Annotated in this window: 23 protein-coding genes; 14 read left to right on the top strand and 9 right to left on the bottom strand. The window is 57.8% G+C overall.

Features of this window, described 5'->3' with window-relative positions:
- Window positions 1-3 precede the first annotated feature (3 nt).
- The 3 genes from rpsI (at window position 4) to glmM (ending at window position 3,175) form a co-directional block, all read left to right on the top strand.
- Entirely contained in the window at window positions 4-492 is a 489-nt protein-coding gene (rpsI, locus tag ACN085_RS04550; protein WP_419110764.1) for a 30S ribosomal protein S9, read from the top strand.
- Window positions 493-684: 192 nt separating this feature from the next.
- Window positions 685-1,794, top strand: a complete 1,110-nt coding sequence (gene ppk2, locus ACN085_RS04545) for a polyphosphate kinase 2 (protein ID WP_419110763.1) — start codon at window positions 685-687, stop codon at window positions 1,792-1,794.
- A gap of 25 nt (window positions 1,795-1,819) precedes the next feature.
- Window positions 1,820-3,175, top strand: coding sequence for a phosphoglucosamine mutase (gene glmM / locus ACN085_RS04540; protein WP_419099328.1), 1,356 nt, complete (start codon window positions 1,820-1,822; stop codon window positions 3,173-3,175).
- A 296-nt stretch (window positions 3,176-3,471) separates the two neighbouring features.
- Here the strand turns inward: glmM and mscL are convergent, their stop codons facing one another.
- From mscL to coaA, 3 genes are all read right to left on the bottom strand, one after another.
- The gene (gene mscL / locus ACN085_RS04535) at window positions 3,472-3,849 is read right to left on the bottom strand and encodes a large conductance mechanosensitive channel protein MscL (protein WP_419110762.1); all 378 of its coding nucleotides are present in this window, start codon (window positions 3,847-3,849) and stop codon (window positions 3,472-3,474) included.
- 141 nt (window positions 3,850-3,990) lie between these two features.
- Window positions 3,991-4,830: a M15 family metallopeptidase gene (locus ACN085_RS04530; RefSeq protein WP_419110761.1), complete on the bottom strand. Its 840-nt coding sequence runs from the start codon at window positions 4,828-4,830 to the stop codon at window positions 3,991-3,993.
- A 1-nt stretch (window position 4,831) separates the two neighbouring features.
- Window positions 4,832-5,788: a type I pantothenate kinase gene (coaA, locus tag ACN085_RS04525; RefSeq protein ID WP_419104936.1), complete on the bottom strand. Its 957-nt coding sequence runs from the start codon at window positions 5,786-5,788 to the stop codon at window positions 4,832-4,834.
- Between the two features lie 140 nt (window positions 5,789-5,928).
- Between coaA and glmS the strand changes: the two genes are divergently transcribed.
- From glmS to ACN085_RS04510, 3 genes are all read left to right on the top strand, one after another.
- The gene (gene glmS, locus ACN085_RS04520; RefSeq protein WP_419110760.1) at window positions 5,929-7,812 is read left to right on the top strand and encodes a glutamine--fructose-6-phosphate transaminase (isomerizing); all 1,884 of its coding nucleotides are present in this window, start codon (window positions 5,929-5,931) and stop codon (window positions 7,810-7,812) included.
- A gap of 125 nt (window positions 7,813-7,937) precedes the next feature.
- Window positions 7,938-8,366 (top strand): holo-ACP synthase, encoded by a 429-nt coding sequence (locus ACN085_RS04515; RefSeq protein ID WP_419110759.1) that lies wholly within the window; start codon window positions 7,938-7,940, stop codon window positions 8,364-8,366.
- A 17-nt stretch (window positions 8,367-8,383) separates the two neighbouring features.
- Window positions 8,384-9,313 carry an ADP-dependent NAD(P)H-hydrate dehydratase gene (locus ACN085_RS04510; protein WP_419110758.1) on the top strand — a complete coding sequence of 310 codons (930 nt, stop codon included), beginning with the start codon at window positions 8,384-8,386 and terminating at the stop codon, window positions 9,311-9,313.
- Window positions 9,314-9,384: 71 nt separating this feature from the next.
- Here the strand turns inward: ACN085_RS04510 and ACN085_RS04505 are convergent, their stop codons facing one another.
- The 3 genes from ACN085_RS04505 to ACN085_RS04495 form a co-directional block, all read right to left on the bottom strand.
- On the bottom strand, window positions 9,385-10,857 hold the full coding sequence (locus ACN085_RS04505; protein WP_419099335.1) for a sugar transferase: 1,473 nt from the start codon (window positions 10,855-10,857) through the stop codon (window positions 9,385-9,387).
- A gap of 241 nt (window positions 10,858-11,098) precedes the next feature.
- Entirely contained in the window at window positions 11,099-11,875 is a 777-nt protein-coding gene (locus ACN085_RS04500; protein WP_419110757.1) for a phosphatase, read from the bottom strand.
- Between the two features lie 9 nt (window positions 11,876-11,884).
- Window positions 11,885-13,102: a glycosyltransferase gene (locus tag ACN085_RS04495; protein ID WP_419110756.1), complete on the bottom strand. Its 1,218-nt coding sequence runs from the start codon at window positions 13,100-13,102 to the stop codon at window positions 11,885-11,887.
- Between the two features lie 137 nt (window positions 13,103-13,239).
- Between ACN085_RS04495 and alr the strand changes: the two genes are divergently transcribed.
- The 5 genes from alr to tsaD are packed head-to-tail and all read left to right on the top strand — an operon-like array spanning window position 13,240 to window position 17,491.
- Entirely contained in the window at window positions 13,240-14,490 is a 1,251-nt protein-coding gene (alr, locus tag ACN085_RS04490; protein ID WP_419110755.1) for an alanine racemase, read from the top strand.
- A 26-nt stretch (window positions 14,491-14,516) separates the two neighbouring features.
- A complete protein-coding gene (gene tsaE / locus ACN085_RS04485; RefSeq protein WP_419099339.1) occupies window positions 14,517-15,113 on the top strand; it encodes a tRNA (adenosine(37)-N6)-threonylcarbamoyltransferase complex ATPase subunit type 1 TsaE in 597 nt (198 codons plus the stop codon).
- A gap of 4 nt (window positions 15,114-15,117) precedes the next feature.
- On the top strand, window positions 15,118-15,798 hold the full coding sequence (gene tsaB / locus ACN085_RS04480) for a tRNA (adenosine(37)-N6)-threonylcarbamoyltransferase complex dimerization subunit type 1 TsaB (RefSeq protein ID WP_419104931.1): 681 nt from the start codon (window positions 15,118-15,120) through the stop codon (window positions 15,796-15,798).
- Window positions 15,795-16,331 carry a ribosomal protein S18-alanine N-acetyltransferase gene (rimI, locus tag ACN085_RS04475; RefSeq protein ID WP_419110754.1) on the top strand — a complete coding sequence of 179 codons (537 nt, stop codon included), beginning with the start codon at window positions 15,795-15,797 and terminating at the stop codon, window positions 16,329-16,331. The genes tsaB and rimI overlap by 4 nt, the downstream gene beginning before the upstream one ends.
- A 59-nt stretch (window positions 16,332-16,390) precedes the next feature.
- A complete protein-coding gene (gene tsaD, locus ACN085_RS04470; protein ID WP_419110753.1) occupies window positions 16,391-17,491 on the top strand; it encodes a tRNA (adenosine(37)-N6)-threonylcarbamoyltransferase complex transferase subunit TsaD in 1,101 nt (366 codons plus the stop codon).
- A gap of 11 nt (window positions 17,492-17,502) precedes the next feature.
- Here the strand turns inward: tsaD and ACN085_RS04465 are convergent, their stop codons facing one another.
- From ACN085_RS04465 to ACN085_RS04455, 3 genes are all read right to left on the bottom strand, one after another.
- Window positions 17,503-18,642 carry a glutamate--cysteine ligase gene (locus tag ACN085_RS04465; RefSeq protein WP_419099343.1) on the bottom strand — a complete coding sequence of 380 codons (1,140 nt, stop codon included), beginning with the start codon at window positions 18,640-18,642 and terminating at the stop codon, window positions 17,503-17,505.
- 211 nt (window positions 18,643-18,853) lie between these two features.
- Complete coding sequence (locus tag ACN085_RS04460; RefSeq protein ID WP_419110752.1) at window positions 18,854-20,173, bottom strand: THUMP-like domain-containing protein; 1,320 nt, start codon at window positions 20,171-20,173, stop codon at window positions 18,854-18,856.
- Window positions 20,166-21,377 (bottom strand): MFS transporter, encoded by a 1,212-nt coding sequence (locus tag ACN085_RS04455; RefSeq protein ID WP_419110751.1) that lies wholly within the window; start codon window positions 21,375-21,377, stop codon window positions 20,166-20,168. Before ACN085_RS04455 ends, ACN085_RS04460 begins: the two co-directional genes overlap by 8 nt.
- 238 nt (window positions 21,378-21,615) lie before the next feature.
- Between ACN085_RS04455 and groES the strand changes: the two genes are divergently transcribed.
- The 3 genes from groES (at window position 21,616) to ACN085_RS04440 (ending at window position 25,911) form a co-directional block, all read left to right on the top strand.
- A complete protein-coding gene (groES, locus tag ACN085_RS04450) occupies window positions 21,616-21,906 on the top strand; it encodes a co-chaperone GroES (protein ID WP_419099346.1) in 291 nt (96 codons plus the stop codon).
- A 54-nt stretch (window positions 21,907-21,960) separates the two neighbouring features.
- On the top strand, window positions 21,961-23,556 hold the full coding sequence (gene groL, locus ACN085_RS04445; protein ID WP_419099347.1) for a chaperonin GroEL: 1,596 nt from the start codon (window positions 21,961-21,963) through the stop codon (window positions 23,554-23,556).
- Window positions 23,557-23,769: 213 nt separating this feature from the next.
- On the top strand, window positions 23,770-25,911 hold the full coding sequence (locus tag ACN085_RS04440) for an acyltransferase family protein (RefSeq protein WP_419110750.1): 2,142 nt from the start codon (window positions 23,770-23,772) through the stop codon (window positions 25,909-25,911).
- Window positions 25,912-25,939 lie beyond the last annotated feature (28 nt).

Here is a 25,939-nt window from a genome sequence, read left to right as displayed (position 1 = left end):
ATCGTGGCTCAGAACGAAGAGTACACCACCGAAGAAGAGCTCACTAGCTACACTTCCGAATCCTCAGCTCCTGTAGCTGAGAAGGCTGCCCGCCCCGCACTGACCGTTGGTGGTCAGGCTGTTGGTCGCCGTAAGGAAGCTGTTGCTCGCGTTCGCCTGGTACCCGGTACCGGCAAGTGGACCGTTAACGGTCGCGAGCTTGACAACTACTTCCCCAACAAACTGCACCAGCAGGAAGTAAACGATCCTTTCAAGCTTCTTGAGCTTGAAGGCGCTTACGACGTCTTCGCCCGTATCTCAGGTGGCGGACCCTCCGGCCAGGCCGGCGCACTGCGTCTTGGCGTTGCTCGTGCACTGAACGAGATTGATACCGAGAACAACCGCCCCGCCCTCAAGAAGGCAGGCTTCCTGACCCGCGACGCTCGTGTTATCGAGCGTAAGAAGGCTGGTCTTAAGAAGGCACGTAAGGCTTCACAGTTCTCCAAGCGTTAAGCTTTACTGGAATCCTTTCAGCCTCAGCTGTTTGAGAAGTGCCCTCTCCCTTTTTGGGAGGGGGCACTTTTGTATTTCCTGGTCAGCCTAGTAAGAGAGCTTTGCTCCCGGTTAGGGTCAAAAGTTCTGTAACAGTGGGTTTACTCCCAGAGGCGTTCTAAGATAGTGGTGGAAACTACACCGAGAGAAAGGATGCCCATGGCATCTGCTAATGACGCGCGTGCAACCGGTCAGAACCCCACACCAGACAAAAAAGCCGCAGCGGAAGAGGACACACAGACTACACCCCCGGTTACTGAGGGCAAAGAGGCCCACGCCGGCAGACCTGAGGACACTAAGAAACAAGCTGTCAAGGCCGCCCTGGCTAAAACAACTCGTCGGGTCTCTGTCGTTGAAGACTACAGTGCAGAGCTCGATGAGATTGCATCATTGACCAAGAAACTCAAGGGGGGAGAGGAGAGCCTCTCTGATGCCTGGAAGGTAGGCTACCCCTACGAAAAGAAACTGGGACGTAAAGAGTACGAAAAAGAGAAGCGTGCCTTGCAGATTGAGCTTCTCAAACTGCAGCTATGGATTAAAGAAACCGGCCAGAAGGTACTCATTATCTTTGAGGGCCGCGATGCCGCAGGCAAGGGTGGCGCCATCAAACGCTTTATGGAGCATCTTAATCCCCGTGGCGCTCGTGTTGTGGCCCTGGAGAAGCCCACCGATATAGAGCAGACCCAGTGGTACTTTCAGCGTTATATCCAGCACCTTCCTTCAGGCGGCGAGATCGTGCTCATGGACCGTTCTTGGTACAACCGTGCCGGTGTTGAGCGCGTCATGGGCTACTGCACCTCCCAGCAGTACTACGAGTTCATGCGTGAGGTTCCTGAGCTAGAACGTATGCTGGTGAACTCCGGAGTTAGGCTCATCAAGTTCTGGTTCTCTGTCACCCGTGCAGAGCAGCTGGCCCGTTTCAATTCACGACGTACCGACCCTGTGCGCCAGTGGAAGCTTTCACCTACCGACCTAGCATCGCTGGATAAGTGGGACGACTACACCGCAGCCAAGGAAGCCATGTTCTTCTACACTGACACCGGTGATGCTCCCTGGACCGTGGTCAAATCAAACGACAAGAAGCGTGCTCGCCTAGAAGCTATGCGCCATGTGCTCAGCCAGTTTGAGTACCCCAATAAGGACCACGCCCTGGTCGGGGCCACAGACTCCTTGATTGTTGGTAAGGGCTCGGACGTTCTGGAGGATGACGACGATAGCATCGAAAATCCAGAGGGTTTCCCCGTCCTGCGTGAAGAAAAGTAGCTCTGAGAGCGTAGAATAGTCTGTAATGACTAGATTATTCGGAACCGACGGTGTTCGCGGCCTCGCTAACGATCTCATCACTCCTGCGCTTGCTATGGAGCTAGCGCAGGCCGCGTCCATCGTCCTAGGGTTCAATACGGTTGAAGAAGGTACTCGCCCCAAGGCTGTCATCGCTCATGACTCCCGTATTTCCGGTGAGTTTATTGGTGCAGCTATGACCGCTGGTTTCGCGGCTTCTGGCGTTGATGTCCTTGACGCGGGTATGGTACCCACGCCTGCAGCTGCCTACCTGGTAGCAAGCACCGGCGCAGACTTTGGTGTCATGATTTCCGCGTCGCACAACGCCGCAGAAGACAACGGCATTAAGTTTTTGGCCCGGGGCGGTAAGAAACTGGATGATGAGATTGAGAACGCCATTGAGGCTCTCTACCGTTCCAAAGACTTCCGTTACCCCACTCACGGTGATGTTGGGCGAGTTCGTCTGTTAACAGACGGCGAAGACCGCTACGTGACACACCTGATGTCGACCATGCCAGAACACCGCCGTCTCAACGGCCTCAAAGTGGTTTTGGACTGCGCCAATGGCGCTTCCTCAGGTGTTTCCCCAGACGCTTTCCACGCCCTGGGCGCCAAAGTCTTCCTTATTGGCGCCGAGCCCGATGGCAACAACATCAATGACGGTGTGGGTTCTACTCACCCCGAGCTCCTGCAAGAAGCCGTTGTTAAGCACAGCGCTGACCTGGGCATTGCCCATGACGGTGATGCTGACCGCTGTATGGCGGTAGACGAGCAGGGCAACCTGGTAGATGGTGATCAGATTATGGCCATTCTTGCTCTTTCCATGAAAGAAGCAGGAAGGCTCAAAGACGATACCCTGGTCGCAACCGTCATGAGTTCTTTGGGCTTGGAGCATTTCCTCAGGGATCATGACATCAAGCTTGTGCGTACCAAGGTGGGGGATCGCTATGTTCTTGAAGCCATGAACAAGCACGGCTACAACCTGGGGGGTGAACAGTCAGGTCACGTGATTATGAGCGATCATGCCACGACCGGCGATGGTGTTCTCACCGGTTTGCATCTTGCCGCTGAGGTTGCCCGAACAGGTCTGCCTCTCTCCGAGTTGGCTAACCGTATGCAAGCAACCCCCCAGAAGCTCATCAACGTCAAGGGTGTTGACCGTTCCGGCGTTGCTACCTGCCAGCCCCTCCAGGAAGCTATTGCACAGGCAGAAGCTGAACTTGGTGATAGTGGCCGTGTACTGCTTCGGGCCTCGGGCACAGAGCCTCTGGTGCGCGTCATGGTTGAGGCCCAGACTCAGGAAGTCGCCGATGCCACTGCTCAGGCTCTTGCCGATGTGGTCTCTCGTGAGTTAGCTCTGTAGAGCGCGTTCGGGCCTAAAGACTTACAGCGGGTCTCCCCACTAGGGGAGGCCCGCCTTCTCTTTGCAGGAATTTTGTGGCTTCTCTGCAGGGGGGGGGGAGATAGCTCCTGTTAGGCGCAAGGGGGGTAGGGAATCATTGGCCTTGTGCCAGAGCTAGCTTTGTCTCTCTTTGCGGAGGGACTTAAGGCCTTTCTATCGACTGGGACCGATAGCTGATGAAGGTGGGAGAGAAAAAGTAGGGCCCCGGTAGCTTGTGCTACCGGGGCCCTGGTGATTTATAGGAGTTTTATATGAGATTACTTGGCGCTCAGGGCGTCACGGATCTCCTTGAGAAGAGCAACCTGGGGATCCTCTTCTTCAGCTTCTTCTTCGAGGCCGAGCTTGGCAGCGCGACGTTCGTTGAGCTTGTTGATGGGTGTTACGATGCAGAAGTAAACAGCTGCTGCGACGAGCAGGAAGTTAACAACTGCGGTCAGGAAAACGCCGACCTTGATGTCCCCGAAAGCCAGGAACTGGTCAAAGCTCTGAGTGCCGACAAGAGCGGCGATAGCCGGCATAAGAACCGACTCAACCAGGGCAGTGATAACGGCGGTGAAGGCGGTGCCAATAATCAGACCAACTGCCAGGTCGATGACGTTACCGCGGGTGATGAAATCTTTAAATCCACTAAGCATAAGTCCAACACTAGCGCCTTAAAGGGCAAGTGAACACACAAAAAGCCACCATTTCGGATATCGGACTAGTGCACTTACTCACACTAGGGCTAAAACCTACCGTGAGAGGTAGGTGTGGAAAACCCGAGTGGTGGCTGAAAGCTAGTAGGAGGGTGCTGCCGGTAGTCCGTAGAACTCTTCGAGAGTTTTCGCCCCTGATTCTTTGTAGGCTTTGGCTTGCTCTTTTCCGATGTAGCGCAGGTGCCAAGACTCGTACCAATAGCCGGTGTTTTCGTGTTCCATCCAGGGGTAGCGAACAATAAAGCCGTACTCGTGGGCGTGCTCAGCTGCCCAGAGAGCCGTGGCGGTGTCCCTGAAGCAGGGCTGAAGATCGCAGTCACTGCCACTACCAATATCAAGGGCAAGACCGGTTTGGTGTTCCGAGTAACCTGGGCGGGCGGAGGCAACATCGGCCCCTTCCCGGCCGTACTGGGCGACCCAGCCTGCGTAGGTTGCCTGCTGGGTCTCATAAGAGCGGTAGCCACTGAGTGCAGTCATCGGTGCACCGGCTGCTGCCGCATCAGCGAACATTTTTTGGGCCGCCTGGCTGGCTTGGGCCCGCAGATAGACACCACCGATGGGTTGCAGATCGGCTGGTGCGTAAGTTGAGGGGTTGAGAGGGTTCTGCTTGTTGACCACCACATTCAGTGAAGAAGCTCTTGAAGTGTCCGCAAAGTAGGTGGGCCCAGGCTGAGCTGGCTCTGACCCCTGGGGGGTAGCTTTAGCCGGGCTGGTGCTGGCCTGCTCTGAAGCCGGGCTGACTGAAATACCGGCTGATGCTTCAGCAGATGTTGCTGACGCTAAAGAAGTGGCTTGGGCAGAGACCTCCTCTCCTTGAGTAGGCGAAAACTTTACAGTGTCCTCTCCTGTAGAAGAGCAAGCTGTTAAGGCCATGGTGATGATTCCCGCGATAGCAAGCGGGGTGTGTCTTAGCTCTTGCACGTCAGTTCTTTCTCAGGAGTACGCGACGAATTTTATGGTCATGTGATTTTTTGAGAATAAGTTGTGCCCGGCCCCGCGTTGGTCGGACATTCTCTCGAAGATTGGGCTCATTGATAGAACGCCAAATACTTAAAGCAAGCTCACGCGCGGCCTCCTCAGAAAGGTTGGCGTACCGCTTGAAGTAGGATTCCGGGTTGGTAAAGGCAGAACGCTGGAGTTTAAGGAACCTTTGTACGTACCAGGACTCGATATCGCTGGTCCGGGCATCCACATAGATGGAGAAGTCAAAGAAATCAGCCAGGCTCAGAGCCGAGCTTTCATGGGCCCCCAGCTTGGCAGGAGCTAGCACGTTCAGGCCCTCAACGATGAGTACATCGGGGCTGGTAACCTCAATATGCTCCCCGGGAATAATGTCGTAGTACAGGTGCGAATACTTAGGCGCTGTCACTGAGGGGGAGCCTGATTTGACGTCCGAGACGAAGCGCAGGAGAGCCCGCCGGTCATAGGATTCGGGAAATCCCTTTCTGCCCATCAGCCCGCGCCGCTCTAACTCAGCGTTGGGGTAGAGGAAACCATCGGTGGTCACAAGCTGGACGTTGGGGGTTGAGGGCCACCTGCGGAGGAGCTCCTGCAGTACACGGGCGGTAGTTGACTTACCAACAGCTACAGAGCCAGCCACACCAATAATAAAAGGAACCTTTTGACCCCGAATACCCAGAAAATCATTGGTCATATGGTTAGTACTGGCTGCTGCATTGACGTAGAGGTTGAGCAACCTGGAGATAGGGAGATAGACCTGGCTGACCTCGTCCAGGTCAATTGTTTCCCCAAGCCCCTGAAGCTGTTCTAACTCGTCTTCACTCAGGGGAACCTCAATTTCGCTCGCTAACCGAGACCAGGTTTCCCGGTCCAGCTCAATAAAGGGAGAGTGCCTGAGGTAGAGAGGTGGGTTGCTCATTCTCTATAGTCTACGGCCACAGCCTCTACCTAACTGAATATGACAGCGCGGTAACCTCGGCGTTTATAAGGTCAAACTGTGTCGTAGTGATCAGTCAGTAAATCATCAGAGGCGCGTGATAGGCAATGTAGTATGAGAGTATGTGTGGAATCGTAGGATATGTAAGTCTGGGCACTGCCGCAGACGGTAAGAAATTTGACCATAGCGCGTACGACGTAGTTCTTGAAGGCTTGCGTCGCCAGGAATACCGTGGCTATGACTCGGCCGGTGTAGCACTCATCGGCGAAGACGGAATTGAATTCCGTAAAAAGTCAGGCAAACTGGTTAACCTGGAGGCTGAGGTAGCGGCAAGCCCCCTTCCCTCAACCACGATCGGTATCGGCCATACCCGTTGGGCAACCCACGGCGGCCCCACCGACACCAACGCGCATCCCCATGTTGTTGACAATGGGCGGCTAGCAGTCGTTCACAACGGTATTATCGAAAACTTCGCTGAGCTTCGCGCTGAGCTGCTGGCAGAAGGCGTGGAATTCAAGTCGCAGACTGACACTGAAATCGCCGCTAACCTCATCGCCAGCATTTACAACAAACTGGAAAACAAAGACCTGACAGAGGCCGTGCGCCGGGCATCCAACCGCCTGGAAGGTGCCTTCACCATTCTGGCTATCCACGTTGATTTTCCGGATCGCGTTGTGGCAACCCGCCGCAACTCACCCCTGGTTATTGGCCTGGGGGATAACGAAAACTTCCTGGGCTCAGACGTTTCAGGTTTCATCGACTACACCAAGCGTGCAGTCGAAATGGGGCAGGACCAGATCGTTACCATCACCGGTGGCGAATACTCCATCATCGACTTTGAGGGCTTCCCCGCTGAGGGTAAAGAATTTGCCATTGAATGGGACACCGCCGCTGTTGAAAAGGGCGGCTTCTCTTCCTTCATGGAGAAGGAAATCCACGAGCAGCCTGCAGCTGTCCGCGACACCCTGCTTGGCCGTCTGGACGAAAAGGGCAACCTCACCCTCGATGAACTCAAGATTGACGATGTAACCCTGCGAAGCATCAACAAAATTATCGTGGTCGCATGTGGAACCGCCGCTTACGCAGGCCAGGTCGCCCGTTACGCCATCGAGCACTGGTGTCGTATCCCCACCGAGGTAGAACTCGCTCACGAGTTCCGCTACCGTGACCCGATTGTTGACGAGAAAACCCTGGTTGTGGCTCTGTCACAGTCCGGCGAAACCATGGACACTCTCATGGCCGTCCGCCACGCCCAGGAACAGGGAGCTAAGGTTGTCTCCATCTGCAACACCAATGGCTCGACCCTGCCCCGTGAATCAGACGCCGCTCTGTACACCCACGCAGGCCCCGAAATCGCTGTTGCATCCACCAAAGCCTTCCTGTCACAGATCGCTGCAGCCTACCTGCTGGGCCTCTACCTGGCTCAGCTACGTGGCAACATGTTCAAGGACGAAATCCGCTCAATCCTTGAAGAACTGCAGAAGATGCCCGAAAAGATTCAGGCTGTCATCGACGCAGAAGACCAGGTCAAGGACCTTGGCAAGTCCATGAAGGACGCCAAGTCGGTTCTCTTCCTGGGCCGCCACGTGGGCTTCCCCGTAGCGCTCGAAGGTGCACTCAAGCTCAAGGAAATCGCCTACCTACACGCCGAAGGCTTCGCCGCTGGTGAGCTCAAGCACGGCCCCATCGCCCTGGTTGAAGAAGGCCAGCCGATCTTCGTGATTGTTCCTTCACCTAGCGGCCGCGATTCACTGCACTCCAAGGTTGTTTCTAACATCCAGGAAGTGCGCGCTCGCGGCGCGGTGACCATCGTTATCGCAGAAGAGGGCGACACCGCTGTTGAGGAGCACGCTGATCACATCATCCGCATCCCCTCCGCACCCAGCCTGCTTCAGCCCCTGCTCTCTACCGTTCCGCTGCAGATCTTTGCATGCTCGGTAGCCCACGCAAAGGGCTACGACGTTGACCAGCCTCGTAACCTGGCCAAGTCGGTGACAGTTGAGTAAAGGCTCTCGCTAGGTTGTTTATACGCCCCCGTATCCTCGCAAGGATACGGGGGCTTCTATTTCCCCACTCAAACCACGACTAGAATGGGGCAAGGATTATAAACACCTACCTGGAAGGTACAGGCATGATTATGGGAACCGGCGTCGATGTAGTGAACATTGACCGTTTTGCTGAGCTCCTCAAACGAACACCGGGCCTGAAAGAGCGCCTCTTTGTGCCTTCAGAACGCGGCAAACCAGTCCGTTCCCTAGCTGCCCGCTTTGCGGCAAAAGAAGCTACAGCCAAAGCTCTCGGAGCGCCTGCCGGACTGGTCTGGCACCACTGCTGGGTTGAGAACGACACCAACGGTGCGCCCTATCTCACCATCCAAGGAACCGTGGCCCAAAGAGCACATGAGCTGGGAATTAACCGTCTGCACCTGACCATCAGCCACGATGAACCCGTAGCGACCGCTACTGTCATGGCAGAACGGCTCAGCTCAGAAGAAATGGCCTATCTAGCTGAACACGACCCCTCGCCCCGCGGAATCCTACCACCCAGCACATCACAGTAGTAGTAAGAAAGTAAGCTATGACTCATGGACCTCAGCCGCTGACTCTTGAGCAATGCGCACAGGTGCTTACCGCCCCTACAGGCACCTCACACAAGTACACCAGAGGTGTGCTGGGGCTACTCACCGGAAGCGATAGCTACCCCGGTGCGGCGCTCATGTCGGCCCGTGCCGCAGTTAATACCGGTGCAGGTATGGTCAGATTCCTGGGAACTTCCTCCCTCAACCTCCTGATGCACCTGTCCGTTCCAGAAGCCGTTTGCACAGTAACCAGCACACCGGAGAAGACCCGGGTCGATGCCTGGGCGCTGGGCAGCGGTATCAGCGGTCAAGACCGCGAAAACCAGCTACGGCAGATCCTGCAGGCCAGAGAACCCGGGGTTATTGATGCCGGTGCGGTAGCACTCGCAAGCCAACTGGTTGCAGTTGACGGTCTAGAACTGGCCGCCCACCACATCATCACCCCGCATGCAGGTGAAGCCACCGATGCCTTGACCTGGCTAGCTACCCTTAAACCCCAGCTGCTCCCGGAGCTTACTGAAGTACCTAGCCGCCATGAGATTGAGAACGAACCAGCCCGCTACGCCAGAATTCTTGCTGGCGCTCTCGGCGTCACAGTACTGCTCAAAGGCGGTTCAACAACCATCAGTGAACCATCGGGGCAGACCTACACCGTCACGGGCAACAGCCCCTGGCTGGCAACTGCCGGTAGCGGAGACACCCTCGCCGGCATTCTGGGCGCGCTCCTAGCCCGCTACCAGGCAGAGACACCCGCTGAGGCCCGGAAATCAAAAGACTACGCACTGCTGGCCGCCGCCGCTGTCCTAATCCACGGAAAAGCCGCCGAACATGTACACCCAGCCGGTATGCCAGGCCCGCTACCGCCTACCCTGGTGGCTGAACACATACCCGGTGCAGTGGCCCAAACCCTAGCCTCACATCCCGCATAAAACAGAAAAAAAGATGCGCCCCGTAGCAGAAATGCACGGGGCGCCTTGGTTCAGACCAGAGAACAGGGCTTCTAGTATGCGCCCTCCTTGGCAAAAACAGCTCGGACGGTGCGGAATAGAATCACGAAGTCACCAATAACAGACCAGTTCTCAACGTAGTAGAGATCAAGCCGAATGGACTCTTCCCAGGAGAGGTTAGAACGGCCAGAAACCTGCCACAGACCCGTGATACCTGGCTTAACCAGTAGCCGACGGTAGGCGTCCTCCTCATACTGCTCAACCTCAGCGGGCAGCGGTGGGCGAGGACCGACCAGCGACATATCGCCGATGAGCACGTTCCAGAGCTGGGGGAGCTCATCGATAGAGTACTTGCGAATGAACTTACCGATCTTGGTGATGCGGGGGTCATCGGCCATCTTAAAGAGCACACCGTTACCCTCGTTCTTATCGATGAGTTGATCTTTGAGCTCTTCAGCATTGGGAACCATAGAACGGAACTTAATCATGTGAAAGCTGGTTCCCTTGATGCCCACGCGCTCCTGCAGGAAGAAAATCGGTCCGCCGTCGGACTTCACGAGCAGGGCAATGGAGACAAGCAGAGGGGCTAAGACAATCAAGCCGAAAGCCGAAGCAAAAACGTCAATACTCCTTTTAACAATTGCCTTTGCCCCGTCGATCCTGGGAGTGTGGACGTGGATGAGCGGAACCCCGTTCAGCGGCTGGGTATGGATACGGGGGCCTGCTATATCGGTCAGGGCCGGAGCCATAATGAGCGCGACATGAGCGGCCGCTAGAGCCCAGCCCAGTCGCCTAAGCTCGGTAGGGTTCAGGCCGTGCCCGGTTGATACTGCTACGGCATGGATATTATTGTCACGCACCACCTGTAAGACCTCTGCAGGGTCGGGCGAATAGCCAAGAACAGGTAGGTTCTCGTCATCTAAACGGGTCCCTGGACTCAGGCGTGGAAGGTAGGCCGCAACAGGACTTAAGCCTGAGGTTCTTGCGCCTTCTAAGGTCTTGAGGAGGTGATTGCCAGAGGCGACATCCCCAATAATCATGACTCGGGACAAGGCCCTACCCCGGTTGCGCCAATGAACCAGCCAGCGACGGACGCTCCACCGGGCACAGAGAAGAAGTAAGAGGCCAATAGGATAGGCCAAGATAACGTAGGTGCGGGCAAAATCTATTTTGGTCAGGTAAGAAAAAATCGCAATGAGTGCAAAGAAATAGCTGGTAGCCTTTGTCACTAAGCGATATTCGTCGTTGCCCTGGCCCAGGTAACGGATGTTGCGGCTATTGGCCACAGACAGGGCAAGAAACCAGATAATCCCAAACACTACGCCGGTTGCAATATAGCCCCAGGGCAGTTCCTTACGCCCCATAACCCCGGAATTAGCAAAACCAAAACTTGCGACATGTGCTATGGCAAAGGTGATTGAAATAGCCACAATATCTGCTAGATAAAGGGCGATTCGAATTTTTGGATGCCAGGTACGGCGGTTTCTGGTTTCTTCCCACCGTGCCTCGATGCGCTGATCATTCACTATTGCGATATCCCCTAAAGTGTTGGCTGTACCCGGTGCGAGCGGTGGTACAAGCCTGTGCGACTGGATTCTTAATACTATCAGGATGAACTAATAAGGGGATCGCTCAAAGAGGCAGAACCCTCACAGCTTCTCGGTGAGAAGCAGATGATATCCCCCACAGGTTCTCGGATTTTCCTTTTTTATAGTCTAAGACAGCCCGGAAGAAATTTTTAGGGAGTTTCAGCACATGGCAGGCAATTTATCGGTCCAGACCGGCAGTGCTCAAGATGAAGTCAATGACCGGTTCATAAAGATGCGGAAGGACATTGTCATCCATAGGTACAGCTACCAGGATCTGCCCTTGCTCGGCAGAGACAAACAGGCCAGGATCGTTGCAGTCGGCGATACCAATAGTGGGTAGACCTGCCGATGCCGCATAGCCAGCCATACCGTGATCGGCTACAACGAGCTGGGGGAGGGTCCCCAGCTTTTCCAACTGGGTCAAAGCCAACTGCATGGGGCCGGGAAAATGGGTGTGCTGTAGATTGCCGTACTGCTGGAACATAACCACATCAAAGATTTGGCGGATATCCCCGTCAAGGAAAGAATCGCCTTCATCAATACCCAGGACTGTTGCACCGTGAGCGCGTGCCGCCTGAGCCATAGCAACATAGATGGGGAAAAGGCCAGCGGGGTGACCTGTCGCAAAAAGAATAGACTGCTTCTCTCTAACGGCCTGCCCAAAGATACGGGCATAGACGGTGAGCGCGTCAATGCAGAGCTCTGCGCTGATGGTGTCCTGGCCCTCAGTATGGGCGGGGTCTGGGCTGGTGCCTACCCGGCGGGCCATCAGCGCAAAGACGTCCTGGTAGGTCCAATCGCGCGTCCAGCTGACTCCGAAGTCCAGGTGCTCGTTGCCATCCACAAAACCCTGGAAATGGGACAGGTTGTTTTCGCGCGGAGTTGCGACCTGCCCGGTAATGCGAGCCTGGTTCAGGTAGGCGGAAAACTCTGAGCGACTCATGTTAAATGCCACGGTGAATCCTTAGGGTTGTGCTAGTGAAAGCTGACGGTAGATGCGGTCAAGGGCGCGGGCTGTCTGCTCCCAGGTCATGCGGCCTGCCCGCGCTGCGCCCGCTGCCCCTAAGCCCAGGCGGAAATCGGGGTTCCGCACCAATGATTCTATCGCCTGCGCCCAGGCGTGAGGGGTTCGCTCGGTAACCAGGATACCTGTAAGACCATCGGCGACAGCCTCTACTAGTCCGTCTACTTTGCTGGCGATTACCGCAGTTCCGCAAGCCTGAGCTTCAAGGGCCACCAGACCAAAGGTCTCAGAGGACGAAGGGCAGGCAACGATATCGGCCCTGCGGAAGACATCAGCCAGCTCAACCGCTGACACCGAAGAGCCAAGCGTGACAGCCTGGCCCAGACCCAGCTGCTGCGCTCGCTCCAGTAAGTCCTGCTCGTAGGTGCCTCCCGACCTGCCCATAATATCGAGACTGACCTGCAAATCCTCAGGGAGAAGGGCAAGAGCTTCCACCAAGAGATGAGGGCCTTTGAGGGGCTGGGGGCGGCCAGCAAAGACCAGATGAGCGGTGGTGTCGCTCCCGGTGTTCAAGGCTGATACCCGAGTAGACGGGTAGAAAATAGAAGTATCGACACCGGGGTTAATCACGCAGAGCCTGTCATCGGTTGCACCATAGTAGCGGCGCATCTGGTCAGCCTCAAACTTGGTATTGACCACCAGCGTCGCGGCTTCTTCTACTAGTTGCTTCTCGCCCTCCCACCGCTCGGCAGGTTCGGTAGACTCGCCCTCACCCAGCCGGGCATTTTTAGCCGCGGCGGTGGTGTGCATGGTCTGAACCAGGGGTATATGAGGGTAAGCCTCACGCGCGGCCAGCCCAGAAAGCCAATAGTGGCCGTGAAGAACACTGGGCTCACGGGTAGCTTTTTCACGTACTGCACGAGCAAAATCGGGGATAAAAGCCGGAAGATCAGCCTTGGCAAGACCAACCGCACGGGGAAGAACCAGACTGTGAACCTGCGCCCGCTCACCTAGAGTATCTGTGCCAGAGGGGCCACCATCGGTACGTAGTGTAAAGACCTCCACTGTGAGCGCGGGGTCAAGAGCTAAGAGCGCTCGCAGAGAACGGTCAATATAAACATTCATACCACCGGCATCCCCCCTGCCAGGCTGGGCTAGGGGGGAGGTATGCATGGAAAAGACATGCAGATGCAGAGAATCTGAGGGTTGCTGTGCCACCCTACCTACTGTACCTGAGCACTCACCCGCACCGATGGCCCAGCCCTCAGATCTGCCACCCACCGGACGCTGGCGGCCTGCGTGGTTTATGGTAGGAATATAAACCCTCACACCTTGGCTCAGAGCAGGAGCAAAGCATGACCCTTGAAAGCGCCTACCGCCAGTACGGCTATGTACCCACCGACGCGCCCGGTGATGCTGAACGCCTAGCCATCATTGACCTGGATGCGGTGGAACACAACGTGCGCCGTATCAAAGAAATCATCGGGGACCGCGACCTCATTGCCGTGATTAAGGCTGATGCCTATGGGCACGGTGCAGTGGATGTTTCCCGCTCAGCCTTGGCCGCCGGTGCCGACTACCTGGGAGTGGTTCACCTTAAAGAAGCCCACGCCCTGAGGCAGGCGGGAATTGATGCGCCGCTCATTGCCTGGCTCCACACCCCCCGAACGAACTTTGAACAGGCTCTGGCCGACGGAATCCAGCTCGGAGTCTCTAGCCGCTGGGAGCTGGAAAAAATTGCCCTGGCCCACCGCGCCAGAGGCCAAGAACAGCCCGTGCCTGTTCACCTTAAAGTGGATACGGGGCTGGGGCGTAACGGCGTCACCCTGCAGGAGCTACCTGCGCTGGCAGGCTATGCCAGGGAGCTTGAAAAAGCCGGGCTTATTAGCGTCTACGGACTCTTTTCGCACCTAGCGGTTGCCGACGAGCCTCAGCGCCCTGAAACCGCCGACCAGTCGGAAGCCTTTGACCGGGCCCTTGCGATTGTGCAGGCCGCGGGGCTTGAACCCCGGCTCCGTCACCTGGCTAATACCCCAGCAACGCTTACCGCCCCTGAGAAGGAAAACCCCGGCAGCCTGCTTCGAGATGCTGTACGCGTTGGGCTGGGCCTTTACGGCCTCTCGCCTCTGGACGGTCACAGCCCCGAAGATCTGGGCCTCAAACCGGTCATGCACTTACAAACCTTCATTAACGTAGTCAAAGAAGTGCCTGCCGGTCAGGGCGTCTCCTACGGGCTGAACTACATCACCGATCAACCCACCACCCTGGCCCTCATACCGGTGGGTTACGCAGACGGTGTGCCTCGGGTCGCCACCGGTGGTCCGGTACGTATCTACCCTGCCGGTCAGGCCGCCCGCACCTACCGGGAAGTCGGACGAATTGCCATGGACCAGATGGTAGTAGATTTGGGCGCTCCCGGCCTCGCAGACCCCGCCGCAGGCTACCTGGGCGCTCCCGCCGTCCTTTTTGGTACCGGGCAGAATCCTGCTGTCATTGAGTGGGCCCAGGCTGCCGGAACCATCAACTACGAAATTGTCACCCGCATCTCCCCTCGTATCCAGCGGGTGAGCATTGGCGGTTCATGGCGGACCGCGCCCCAGAAATAAGACCCCGCAAGCCTACGAAAGTAACCATGAGTAAGCCCCTCCTGCTTGACCTTGAAATCACCGGTCCCGAACATACCCGTGCGCTGGCTCTAGCTCTAGCCCCCTACCTCCACGCCGGCGATGTGCTCATTCTGACCGGCGAGCTAGGCGCAGGTAAAACCACCTTTACCCGCTCGCTCGGTGAGGGCCTAGGAGTACGCCAAGGCGTCATCTCACCCACCTTTGTGCTCTCACGCGTCCACCCCAACCTGCCCAATGGACCCCGCCCCGGCGGGCCCGACCTGGTGCATGTGGATGCCTACCGACTGGCCTCAGCCGAAGAACTCGATGACCTGGACCTGGAATACTCCCTAGATACCTCCGTGACCGTTATTGAGTGGGGCAGAGATAAGGCAGAGCACCTGAGCGAGAACCTGCTGGACCTAGAGTTTTCACGGGTCACCGGGGCAGACCTGGCAGAGACCGACCCCTACCAGCTCTACGCCCCCGGCCAAGAAACGGAGCGCGAGGATGAGGACGGGCACCCCGAACCGCGCCGCCTTCGTCTGCTGGGGACCGGGCTCCGCTGGGAGGCCACCTGGAAGCAGCTCACAGACACCCTCACCTCAGTGGGGCTAGACTAGGGGAGTGCTTTTACTCGCTCTTGATTCATCTGCAACCGCCTCTGTAGCCCTGGGCTCCTATCAGGGCGGTACCCTGACCGTCCTGGCTCACCGGGCTACCACCGATACCCGCTCACACGCTGAGGTCATGTCGCCCTTCGTGGAGCAGGTTCTGGCTGAAGCTGGCTACCGGGGAAGAGACCTGGATGCCCTGATCACAGGTACCGGCCCCGGCCCCTTCACTGGTTTGCGCGCCGGTATCGTTACGGCCCGCACGCTGGCTTTTGCCTGGGATAAGCCCCTCTATGGCCTGATGAGCTTGCAGGCTCTGGCAGAAGCTGCTGCGGATACCGCCCGCGCCCGGGGGCACCAGAAGTTCTTGGTTGCTAGCGACGCCCGCCGCCGTGAGGTCTACACCGCCGTCTACGAGCTGACCGGCACCGGCTATACCCTGCTGGATGGTCCCACCGTGGGCTCTGCTTCGCAGGCTCCCCACTTACCTTCCTACGGTTTTGGTGCTGGCCTCTACCCTCAGGCCCTTGAGAGCCAGGAGGGCTTTGAAAGCCTCCAGCCCGATGCCCCTAGCTTACTTGCTGCCGCCTGCCGCTTAGGAGTGGAGAACCTGAGCCAGGACACCTCTGCGCTCTACCTGCGTGAATCCGATGCCAAGGTTCCTCTTGCTCGCAAGAAGGCGCTGGGCTCATGAGTCTAGCTGCCCTGCCCACCGGTCTAGCGGGCGGAGTTACCGCCCGGCCCATGACCCTGCACGACGTCCCTGCCGTTCACACCCTAGAGCTTGCGCTTTTCCCCGCCGATGCCTGGCCCCTGGATATGTTTCTGGCTGAAATCACCCACCCCAGCCGGGCCTACATCCTGCTTGAAGCTCCGGCCAGTGATACCGGCCCTGCCCAGGTCATTGGCTACGCCGGGTGCATGAGCGTAGCCGACACCGCCGATGTGCAGACCATCGCCGTGCTACCAGCCTACCAAGGGCTCGGATACGGGCGGGCCATGCTGGACTACCTGGCCAGGGAAGCCAGCGCCCGAGGAGCCGAAAAAATCATGCTCGAAGTACGAGCCGATAACCCCCGCGCCCAGGACCTCTACCGACGCAACGGCTACCAGCACATTCATACGCGCCGCCGCTACTACCGCGACGGGGTCCATGCTCTAATTATGAGCAAAGAGCTCCCGCCTGCGATCGAAGCAGACCCCGCAGATAGTCCGGCCTCCGCCTAGCCCCGCACCCGGCCAGGCCTCATCCCGGCCCTTAGAAACCTCAGCAAAGAAGACTAACCATGACAGACCAGCCCCTTGTCCTTGGCATTGAATCATCCTGCGACGAAACCGGCATCGGTATCGTGAGCGGCCAGACCCTGCTGACCAACACCGTGTCTTCGTCTATGAACGAGCACGTCCGCTTTGGTGGTGTGATCCCTGAGATTGCCTCCCGCGCCCACCTAGACGCCATGATTCCGGCCCTGCGCGCAGCCCTGGATGAAGCCGGGGTGACCCTGGACGAGATTGACGCTATCGCCGTGACGGCAGGCCCTGGCCTTGCCGGTGCCCTGATGGTGGGTGTCTCAGCGGCTAAAGCTCTGGCCACCGCTACAGGCAAGCCCCTCTACGGTATTAACCACCTGGTAGCCCACGTGGGAGTTGGCCTGCTCGATGACTGCGGCATTGAAGGTCACACCGCCGACTTTCTGGACGGTCTACCCCCCAGCGGGTTAGGTGCACTGCTCGTTTCCGGTGGTCATACCGAGATTCTGGCGGTCCGGGATATCACCGGCGATGTAGAACTGCTGGGGGCGACCCTCGATGATGCCGCCGGTGAAGCCTACGACAAGGTAGCCCGGCTGATGGGGCTGCCCTACCCCGGCGGGCCTGCCATTGACCGGGCCGCCGCCGGTGGCGATGGCACCGCCTTTGCCTTCCCCCGCGGCCTATCCACCCGCAAATTTATGGGAACAGCCCAAGAGCCCGGACCCCACCGCTACGACTTCTCCTTCTCCGGCCTCAAAACCGCTGTGGCCCGCGTGGTGGAAGGCTTTGAAGCTCGCGGTCAAGAAGTGCCCGTGGCCGATATTGCCGCCAGTTTCCAGGAAGCGGTGGTCGATGTGATCACTGGCAAGGCCATGCTAGCTTGTACCGAACGTGGGATTGATACCCTGCTTCTGGGTGGCGGTGTAGCGGCGAACTCACGCCTGCGCTCGCTGATTGCCCAGCGTTGTGCAGAGAACGGGGTTAAGCTGGTGATCCCTCAGCTGAGCCTGTGCACGGATAACGGGGCCATGGTCGCGGCTCTGGGTGCCCGGCTGGTATCGGAAGGGCGTGCGCCCTCCGGTCTTGATTTCACCGCTGATTCTTCGCTACCTGTTACCACTATTTCCCTCTAGGGTGCAGGGGCCTAGAGTCCTTCGGTAGCCTGAGCTACCAGGTCATCGACCACCGCGCGCAGGTCGCCCCGGTTCTCGTGCGCTACTCGGCGCTGACGCTGATAGCCAGCTCCCTCACGGCAGATACGCTCAATATCGGCCAGCTCAGCCTGACAACCCAGATCAGCGGCTATGCCCTCTAGCTTGTTGAGCAGGCCCAGGACGTCCTCGGTGATGGGGCGTTCTGCATTGGCGTTATCCACAATAACTACGGCATCGGTGCCGTATCGGGCTGCCCGCCACTTGTTTTCCTGGTGGTGCCAGGGCTTGAGCGGCTCAATGCGCCTACCTGCTTCAATCTGACGGGAGAACCACTCGACCAGGCACTGGGTAAAAGCGGTGAGCGCGGTGATATCGGCAATGGAGGCCAGCCCGTCGTAGGCCCGCATCTCAACGGTGCCGTACTTGGGTACCGGGCGGACATCCCACCTGTTCTCGCTGGGGTCATCAATCACGCCGGTGGCAACGAGATCTTCTAGGTAGTCTTCATAGTTTTCCCAGCTCTCAAAGGTAAAAGGTAGGCCTGAGGTAGGGAGCTGCTGGAAAATTTGGGATCGCTGGGAGGCGAAGCCGGTGTCTTCACCCTCCCAAAAGGGGGAGCTGGCTGAGAGCGCTAGGAGGTGGGGGTAAAAGTTGGTAAGCCCGTTGAGGACGGGTAGAGCTTTGGCTCGGGAATCTACACCGGTGTGGACGTGTACCCCGTAGATGATTTGGCGGCGGCCCCAGTATTGGGAGCGGTCAAGCACCCGCAGGTAGCGTTCTTTGCCCACTACCACCTGTTCTAAAGCCTGAGAGAAAGGGTGGGTTCCTGCGGAGAAAAAGGCTAGTCCGAGCCGGTCGGTAATTTCCTTGAGTTTTGCTGTTGCTTGGGCCAGCTGGTCGGCAGCTTCTGCGGGGGTGCGGCAGATGCCGGTCACAACTTCAACCGTGTTATTGAGGAATTCACCGGTAATGTGCGCGCCCGGCCCCGGCACTAGTAGGTCGGGGTTTTGCTCTTGAATCAGTGCCAGAACCTCATCAGCCCTACCCGCTAGTTCACGGCTAACGGGGTCAACCAGGGCAAGTTCCCATTCCACGCCAAGGGTGGACTGGGCTGAGGATGCAAACTGCATGGTGGTGCTCCTGGGGACGGGTGCTGTCGCTGATTCTATCTTAGGGCCAGTGGGCCCTCTCCATGAATGGGGTGTCACCGTGTGACGGGGGCGGGTCGGGGGTGTTTCTTACTTTGTATTTTCCCGGTGCTGATCTTATCAACTGGCTTGGGGGCTGGCCTTTAAGGGTGTTGATGACAATAGCACCGGGCAGAGGAGAAGGCTACTTGAGTCATCTCCCGCCCTTGGTCAGCGGCACCTGTACAGGTTCAGCCCAGATTGCAAGCCGCTGAGAATCCAGCCCCTGACCCAGCCGGGTGAGAATGAGGGTTGCCTCCTTGCGAGCTTGCCCCTTTTTCTTTTTAGCACCGGCGAGGAGCTTGGCTCGAAGCTGTTCTGGAACGATATCTACCCCACGTTTTTTGACGGTAAGGGCGGTGATGCCGTTTTCCTTGACCCAGCGTTTGAGGGCTTTCTCATGCAGGGGAAGTATCTGCCGGACTTCAAAGTACTGGGCGAGCGCGGTGGGTTCTAGAGTGTCTGTGGTCAGGTAGGCGATTCGCTCGTCGATGAGGTGGGCGCCCAGTTTGTGCGCTAGGTCGGAGACAAGGTGGGACCGTACTACGGCTCCATCGGGTTCAGCCAGGTAGGTGGCTAGTTCACCGATGGTGGGTTCGTATTGGTGGGTGCCGGTGCTTTCGGGGGAGTCGAGAGCCGAGGTGATGTCTTCCAGAAGTTCTGGTTCTTGTGGGTTTTTGGAGAGTAGGCTGGCTGCTCTACGCACCCTCTTGCGGGCCAGGGCGTTGAACCAGAGCACTACTTCTACAACGGAGCCACCGTGGGATACCCATTCGGCTTCGCAGTTGGCGGGAATGTGTTCGTGGGGTAGGCCCGGGCCCATTTTGACGCCCATGGGGATGCCGGTTGCCGCCAGTTTTTCGATCAAGGAGAGGGGAGGGGAGAAGGCTTCGGGGTCAAAGAGTCGGGAGGTGGTTGCGCCATCCTCAACTTCGCGGCGGGCCGGGTCGAGCCAGAGTGCTTGAATCGCTTGACCGTTTGCGGTGGTGAGGGTCTGAACGTCAATGTTTTCGACATTGCCGACGAGCACCTGCGAGTTGGGGTAGTGGGCAAGATTGTGGGCTGTGAAAGCGGCGGTTGTGGGGTCTAGTTCTACGGCGGTGATGGCAAGGCCTGCGGCAGCAAAGGCTAGGGAATCAGCGCCGATGCCGCACCCTAAGTCGGCTACAGAGGTGATCCCTGCGTCCTTGAAACGTTGGGCGTGACCTTTAGCGACGGCGGCCCGGGTGGCCTGCTCGTAGCCTGCTTCGGTCAGGAGCATACTGTGGGCCTTATCCCCGAACTTATCTGCTCCCTGGGTGCGGAGCTTTGCCTGGGTGAGTATGGCTGAACTGTCTTCTGGGCTGAAGCCGCGTGAGCGCAGGGTGCTGGCTGCTGCTAGAGCGCGGTCGGTGGAGTAGGGGGTGAACTCGTCGATAGCGGCAAGCTGTTCGTGCGTGAATGGGTGGGCTGGGGCGGGGGTCAGGCTAGTCATTGCCTACCATTCTAGTGCCGGTGGGGAGTTTGGTGATGGGTTGGCTAGCGAGAGCCCACACCGCACCGGTAAGGCCGAGTCCGCCGATGAGGGTGCAGGCGGCAGGTAAGGAGAAGACCAGAAGCGTTCCGGAGATAGCCAGAGGCCCAGCTACTACTGCCGCCTGCGAGAACATGGCCCACTTACTGAGGAAGCGGGCACGCCCGGTGCTGGGGCTCAGGTCGGCTCCGATGGTCATGTTGATGCCTGCACCAAATCCGTTTCCGATGGCCATGAGAATCAATCCCACAATAAACCCGCTATGGCTGGTTGCTAAGGGTGGAACGATGAAGCCTGCACCAAAGAAGGAAAGGCAGAGGGCTAGAACAGCGGAGCGGCCTACCCTGTCTTTGAGGTAGCCACCGGGGACCATCAGGACCATCTCAAGAGCAGAGCCTAAAGCAATGGCTAGAGCGATCTGGGCGTCGGACCAGCCGATGTGCAGGCCCCACAGGGCAACCACAATGGGCTGGGTAACGCGGAAGAGCGAAAGGGCAACTACCGCCAGGCCCGCGCACCAGACGGCTTTCCAGCGCACTGCTAGCTCGGTGCTTTCCTCGGAACGGGCGGATTGAGCGGCTTGTGTTGCGCTGTCAAAGGCGCTGTTGAGTCTGCGAAGTTGCAGGCATAGTGTGGCTAGGACGACAGCGGTTAGGGCGAAGAGAAAAACTGACCAGAGCGGTAAACAGAGCAGAAGCAGGGACGAGACGAGAGGACCAGCGAGTGAGCCTGCGCGTTGGGCACCACCCAGGGCAGTCATGGCCTTGCCCCGGTCACTTTCGGCAACGGTTTCGGCAAGGACTGATTGGCGGGCGAGGCCCCAGGCTACCTGCGAGGGAACCCGAGCGAGGTAGGCCAGAACGTAGAGGCCCAGGGCCCAAGGAGAGGGAAAGATGAGGATGAGGGCGCTGAGGAGGAAAGAAACAGCCGCGCTGGTGGTGGCGTAGGTCATGGCTCGTTTGTCGCCTACCCTGTCGATGGTACCGCCAACTGGCACGGTACAGAGTAGAGCAAAGACACCTGCAACCGCTACTAACGAGCTTGCTAAGGCGGGAGAAGCCCCGAGCCTGATCGTTGCCAGAATCTGAATGGGAACGATAGCACCTAGCCCCATTGAAAAGAGGACGGTAGGAACTAGAACGGGCCAGAAAATCAGTTTGAGCACGGGTACCTCCACATCACCAGAAAGTAGTCTATAACACACAAAAAGGTGCGCTGTGTGCGAAACCTGCGCCGTATCTTGCCCCCTGAGCCATTACCGGCCTAAAGTTTTAGTTAGCACTTGACCGCTTACAGTGCTAAAGATGCCCGGTAGGTAAGACCGCGACGATACCAGCACCGGGCGCTGCAGCACCGGTCACCCCATAATTTCTATTTTTAAGCCTTCTCATAAGGAGTACCTCGTGGCAAACATCAAGCCCCTCGAAGACCGCATTGTCGTCCAGATCGTCGAAGCAGAGCAGACCACCGCATCCGGCCTGGTTATTCCCGACACCGCCAAGGAAAAGCCCCAGGAAGCCAAGGTTATCGCTGTAGGCCCCGGCCGCATCGACGACAAGGGCAACCGCATCCCCGTAGATGTAGCAGAAGGCGACCTTGTCATCTTCTCCAAGTACGGCGGTACCGAAGTTAAGTTCGGTGGCGCTGAATACCTGATCCTCTCAGCCCGCGACGTTCTGGCTGTTGTCTCCTAAGTTCTAGCGGAACCTACCACACCCGTTAGTACCCAAAGAAAGAAGTAAGGATTCATGGCAAAACAGCTTGAATTCAACGATGAGGCGCGTAAGCACCTACAGGCCGGTGTTGATAAACTGGCCAACGCTGTCAAGGTAACCCTGGGCCCCCGCGGCCGTAACGTGGTTCTTGATAAGCAGTGGGGCGCGCCCATCATCACCAACGACGGTGTCTCCATTGCCCGCGAAATCGAGCTGGAGGACCCCTACGAGAACCTCGGCGCTCAGCTGGCTAAAGAGGTAGCAACCCGCACCAACGACGTTGCTGGTGACGGCACCACCACCGCAACCGTTCTGGCTCAGGCACTGGTTGCCGAAGGCTTGCGGAACGTTGCCGCTGGTGCCGCCCCCGGTGAGATTAAGCGGGGAATTGAGCAGGCAGCCAAGCTGGTTGCTGAGCGCCTTCTGGCGAATGCCCGCGAAGTTAAGGGCGAAGAAGTGGCTCACGTTGCCGCTATCTCTGCCCAGTCACCTCAAATTGGTCAACTGCTGTCCGAGGCTTTCTCTAAGGTCGGCCAGGATGGCGTTATCACCATTGAAGACGGCTCAACCACCGAGATTGAGCTTGAGGTCACCGAAGGCATGCAGTTCGATAAGGGCTACCTGTCACCCTCCTTCGTGACCGACCCCGAGCGTGCCGAAGCTGTCTTGGAAAACACCGCTATTCTGCTCTACCAGGGCAAGATCTCAACCGTTGCCGAGATTATGCCCGTCCTGGAAAAGATTGTTCAGGCCAAGAAGCCGCTGACTATCATTGCCGAGGACGTGGACGGTGAAGCCCTCTCCACCCTGGTGGTCAATAAGCTCCGCGGCAACCTGGATGTTGTGGCCCTCAAAGCTCCTGGCTTTGGCGATCGCCGTAAGGCAATCTTCCAGGACCTTGCCGTTCTGACCGGTGCTACTGTCATCACCGGTGAACTGGGTATCTCCCTGGACGCTGTCACCCTGGAACAGCTCGGTTCAGCGCGACGCGTAACAGTTACCAAGAACAACACCACCATCGTTGACGGCGGTGGCACCTCCGAGGCTGTTGCTGACCGCGTCGCCCAGATTCGCAGTGAAATTGAGCGCGTGGACTCCGAATGGGACCGCGAAAAGCTCAAGGAGCGCCTGGCCAAGCTGGCCGGCGGTGTTGGCGTTATTAAGGTAGGTGCGGCAACTGAGGTCGAAGCCAAGGAGCGCAAGCACCGCATCGAGGACGCTGTTTCATCCACTCGCGCAGCTCTTGAAGAGGGCATCGTAGCCGGTGGCGGTACCGCCCTGGTTCACGCGCTTGCTGCCCTGGATGGCGTCAAGCTCGACTCTCAGGAGGCCCAGGTCGGTATCGACATTGTGCGCCGTGCCCTGGTTCAGCCTCTACGCTGGATTGCTGAGAACGCAGGCCAGGATGGCTACGTCGTTGTCTCTCGCGTCGCTGAGTTGCCCATCGGTCACGGCTTTAACGCCGCAACCGGCGAGTATGAGGATCTCATCGCTCGCGGTGTCATTGACCCCGTCAAGGTAACCCGTTCAGCACTAGAAAATGCAGCCTCCATTGCTGCGCTGGTTCTGACCACCGAGACCCTGGTCGTTGAGAAGCCCGCTGAGGACGAGAACGAACAGGCTCAATAAAATAGCTGTCCGCTAGGTATACCAGCCGCCTCAAGTTCTGCCCGCTATGGTGACCAACACCGTAGCGGGCAGAACTATTTGTATTAACAAAACACCTGAAAGTGGCGGTAGGATGCAAGAGCTAGAAAGATTGGACCTGGCTAGCAGGTCGCAGGCCAGAGCACCAGTAGGCTGAAAGGAGGAAGCCCACAGCACTACGCGGCGCTAGAAGCTATGACTGATTCTCAACTCCGCCAGCACCGGGCGCCCTCTACCGGAACCATACGAACCGTCACCCTCCAGGCAGAACGAGCCTGGCGCCCCGAAATTCAGGGGCTGCGGGCACTGGCTCTGCTCCTGGTGGCCGCCTACCACCTGTGGTTTGGGCGGGTATCAGGTGGCGTGGATGTCTTCCTGCTCATCTCTGCATTTTTGCTAACTGGCTCGTTCACCCGAAAGCTGGAAGAGGGTAAAATCCTTGAGCCGGGGAGCTGGTGGGGCGCTAAAACTCTGCTGGCCTACTGGGTTCATGTCTTTAAACGCCTGCTTCCACTTGCTTCTATTACGGTTCTGCTGACCCTTCTGGGCACCTATTTTTTTATTCCGGCTGAGCGTTGGCTACCCATTATTGATGAAGCTAAATCTGTGGTCCTCTACCAGCACAACTACTGGTCAATCGAGAACGCCGTGGACTACTATGCGGCGGATTCATCGCAGGCTTCACCCTTCCGGCATTTCTGGTCGCTCTCAGTCCAAGGGCAAATGTATGTGCTCTGGCCGCTGATTTTCCTGCTCCTTGCCCTGCCCCTGGGTAAGCGCCGACGCTGGGCGCGCTGGCTGTTGACCCTTGCTTTCGGCTTGATTTTTGCCCTGTCGCTGTCCTATTCCATTGACGAGACTGCCGCCCACCAGACCACCGCCTACTTTAATACCCAGGCCCGGCTGTGGGAGTTTGCGCTGGGGTCCCTGGTCGCGCTCTGGCTACCTGCGCTCAAACTGCCCCGGCACTTGCGCGCTCTGATGGGGTGGGCAGGTCTTGCGGGCTTGGTGAGTTGTGGGTTTGTACTCGATGTGAACGGTACATTCCCCGGCTATGTTGCGCTCTGGCCTACCCTCTGTGCGGCTCTGGTGATCATGGCGGGGGATACCGGCACGCTCTGGGGCCCCGAAAAGCTACTTACCTGGCGCCCCCTCTTGGCTTTGGGCGGTTTCTCCTATGCCCTGTACCTGGTGCACTGGCCAATCCTCATTTTCTACCTCTCCCAGACCAAAGAGGCCAAGGCTGGCTTCGTCGCGGGACTGCTTCTCCTCCTCATTTCTGGTTTACTAGCTTGGGCCTTGACTAAAGCCGTCGAGCAGCCGCTTCGGGACTGGGCATGGCCCAACCGTTCCATCGTCGCCGGGTTTGTCACAGCTACCCTCTTTGCGGGCCTGGCTCTGGCTCCCTCCTACGCATGGACCTCATCCATCTACCGGCAGGCGGTAGCCGCTGAAGAACACCGGGCAACGAATAACGTCGGGGCCGCTATGCTGGACTCCACTTACGAGTACACAGGGGACGAGGACGCCACCGTAATCCCTATTCGGGCCGTGCTGGATGCCGACTGGGCTGATTTAGGCCCCTCCTGCACCGAGGCCGCACCCGAACTTGACCTACCCGAATACCTGGAGCGGGACTGCAACTTCGTGGTGCAGACACCCAATCCCACCGGGACGGTGGTTGCCTGGGGCAACTCCCACACCCAGATGTGGATTACGGCCCTGCGCCCCCTGGCAGCGGAAGAGGGCTGGAACTTGATTGCCCTGACCCGCCCCGGTTGCTTCCTGGGGCAAGAAGATAACGAGGCCTACTCCAACGGCTTTGAATGCCAAGAATGGGCCGAAGAAAGCTCCAACTACATACAGCAACTACACCCGGATATCGTCATACTCCAGGGCACCAAATCGGAGGCAGAACTGCCCGATACCGTCCTTGCCAATGCTGAACAGCGTATAGATGAGCTAACCCATTCGGATATCAGAGTTATCGGGGTTCGTGACACGCCCCGTATGGAAACCATGCACAAGGACTGCCTTGACTCCTTTGGCACATTCGATGAGTGCACCATGGAACCAGGCCAGGACGTATTCGAGAGCCCTTTAACCGCGTTGGAAGGGCGTTACCCAGGGTTTGCGGCTCTCAACCTTTCAGACTTGGTCTGCCCCAACAACGAATGTCCTGCCAGTATCGGTAACATCTATACCTACTTTGACTATGACCACCTCACCGCTACCTATATAGAAACTCTGGGCCCCTACTTTGACCCTCGCCTCTTGGAGGCTGTGCATCGTGCTGATCAAAGCGCACAGACTGCCGCAGATGATTCAGCTTTCTAAGATGAGCTGACCGGATATACCTAGAGCG

The organism is Rothia sp. P4278 (genome assembly GCF_048512945.1).
Lineage (GTDB): Bacteria > Actinomycetota > Actinomycetes > Actinomycetales > Micrococcaceae > Rothia.
This window is presented reverse-complemented; position numbering and strand designations above follow the sequence as displayed.

What these genes read in the sequence shown, in the direction of transcription:
- tsaE (WP_419099339.1), top strand. Translation starts at nt 14,517, where the DNA reads ATGAGTAAGCCCCTCCTGCTTGACCTTGAAATCACCGGTCCCGAACAT.
- alr (WP_419110755.1), top strand. Translation starts at nt 13,240, where the DNA reads ATGACCCTTGAAAGCGCCTACCGCCAGTACGGCTATGTACCCACCGAC.
- coaA (WP_419104936.1), bottom strand. Translation starts at nt 5,788, where the DNA reads ATGAGCAACCCACCTCTCTACCTCAGGCACTCTCCCTTTATTGAGCTG.
- ppk2 (WP_419110763.1), top strand. Translation starts at nt 685, where the DNA reads ATGCCCATGGCATCTGCTAATGACGCGCGTGCAACCGGTCAGAACCCC.
- ACN085_RS04440 (WP_419110750.1), top strand. Translation starts at nt 23,770, where the DNA reads ATGACTGATTCTCAACTCCGCCAGCACCGGGCGCCCTCTACCGGAACC.
- groL (WP_419099347.1), top strand. Translation starts at nt 21,961, where the DNA reads ATGGCAAAACAGCTTGAATTCAACGATGAGGCGCGTAAGCACCTACAG.
- glmS (WP_419110760.1), top strand. Translation starts at nt 5,929, where the DNA reads ATGTGTGGAATCGTAGGATATGTAAGTCTGGGCACTGCCGCAGACGGT.
- ACN085_RS04460 (WP_419110752.1), bottom strand. Translation starts at nt 20,173, where the DNA reads ATGACTAGCCTGACCCCCGCCCCAGCCCACCCATTCACGCACGAACAG.
- ACN085_RS04465 (WP_419099343.1), bottom strand. Translation starts at nt 18,642, where the DNA reads ATGCAGTTTGCATCCTCAGCCCAGTCCACCCTTGGCGTGGAATGGGAA.
- tsaD (WP_419110753.1), top strand. Translation starts at nt 16,391, where the DNA reads ATGACAGACCAGCCCCTTGTCCTTGGCATTGAATCATCCTGCGACGAA.
- glmM (WP_419099328.1), top strand. Translation starts at nt 1,820, where the DNA reads ATGACTAGATTATTCGGAACCGACGGTGTTCGCGGCCTCGCTAACGAT.
- rimI (WP_419110754.1), top strand. Translation starts at nt 15,795, where the DNA reads ATGAGTCTAGCTGCCCTGCCCACCGGTCTAGCGGGCGGAGTTACCGCC.
- mscL (WP_419110762.1), bottom strand. Translation starts at nt 3,849, where the DNA reads ATGCTTAGTGGATTTAAAGATTTCATCACCCGCGGTAACGTCATCGAC.
- ACN085_RS04510 (WP_419110758.1), top strand. Translation starts at nt 8,384, where the DNA reads ATGACTCATGGACCTCAGCCGCTGACTCTTGAGCAATGCGCACAGGTG.
- ACN085_RS04515 (WP_419110759.1), top strand. Translation starts at nt 7,938, where the DNA reads ATGATTATGGGAACCGGCGTCGATGTAGTGAACATTGACCGTTTTGCT.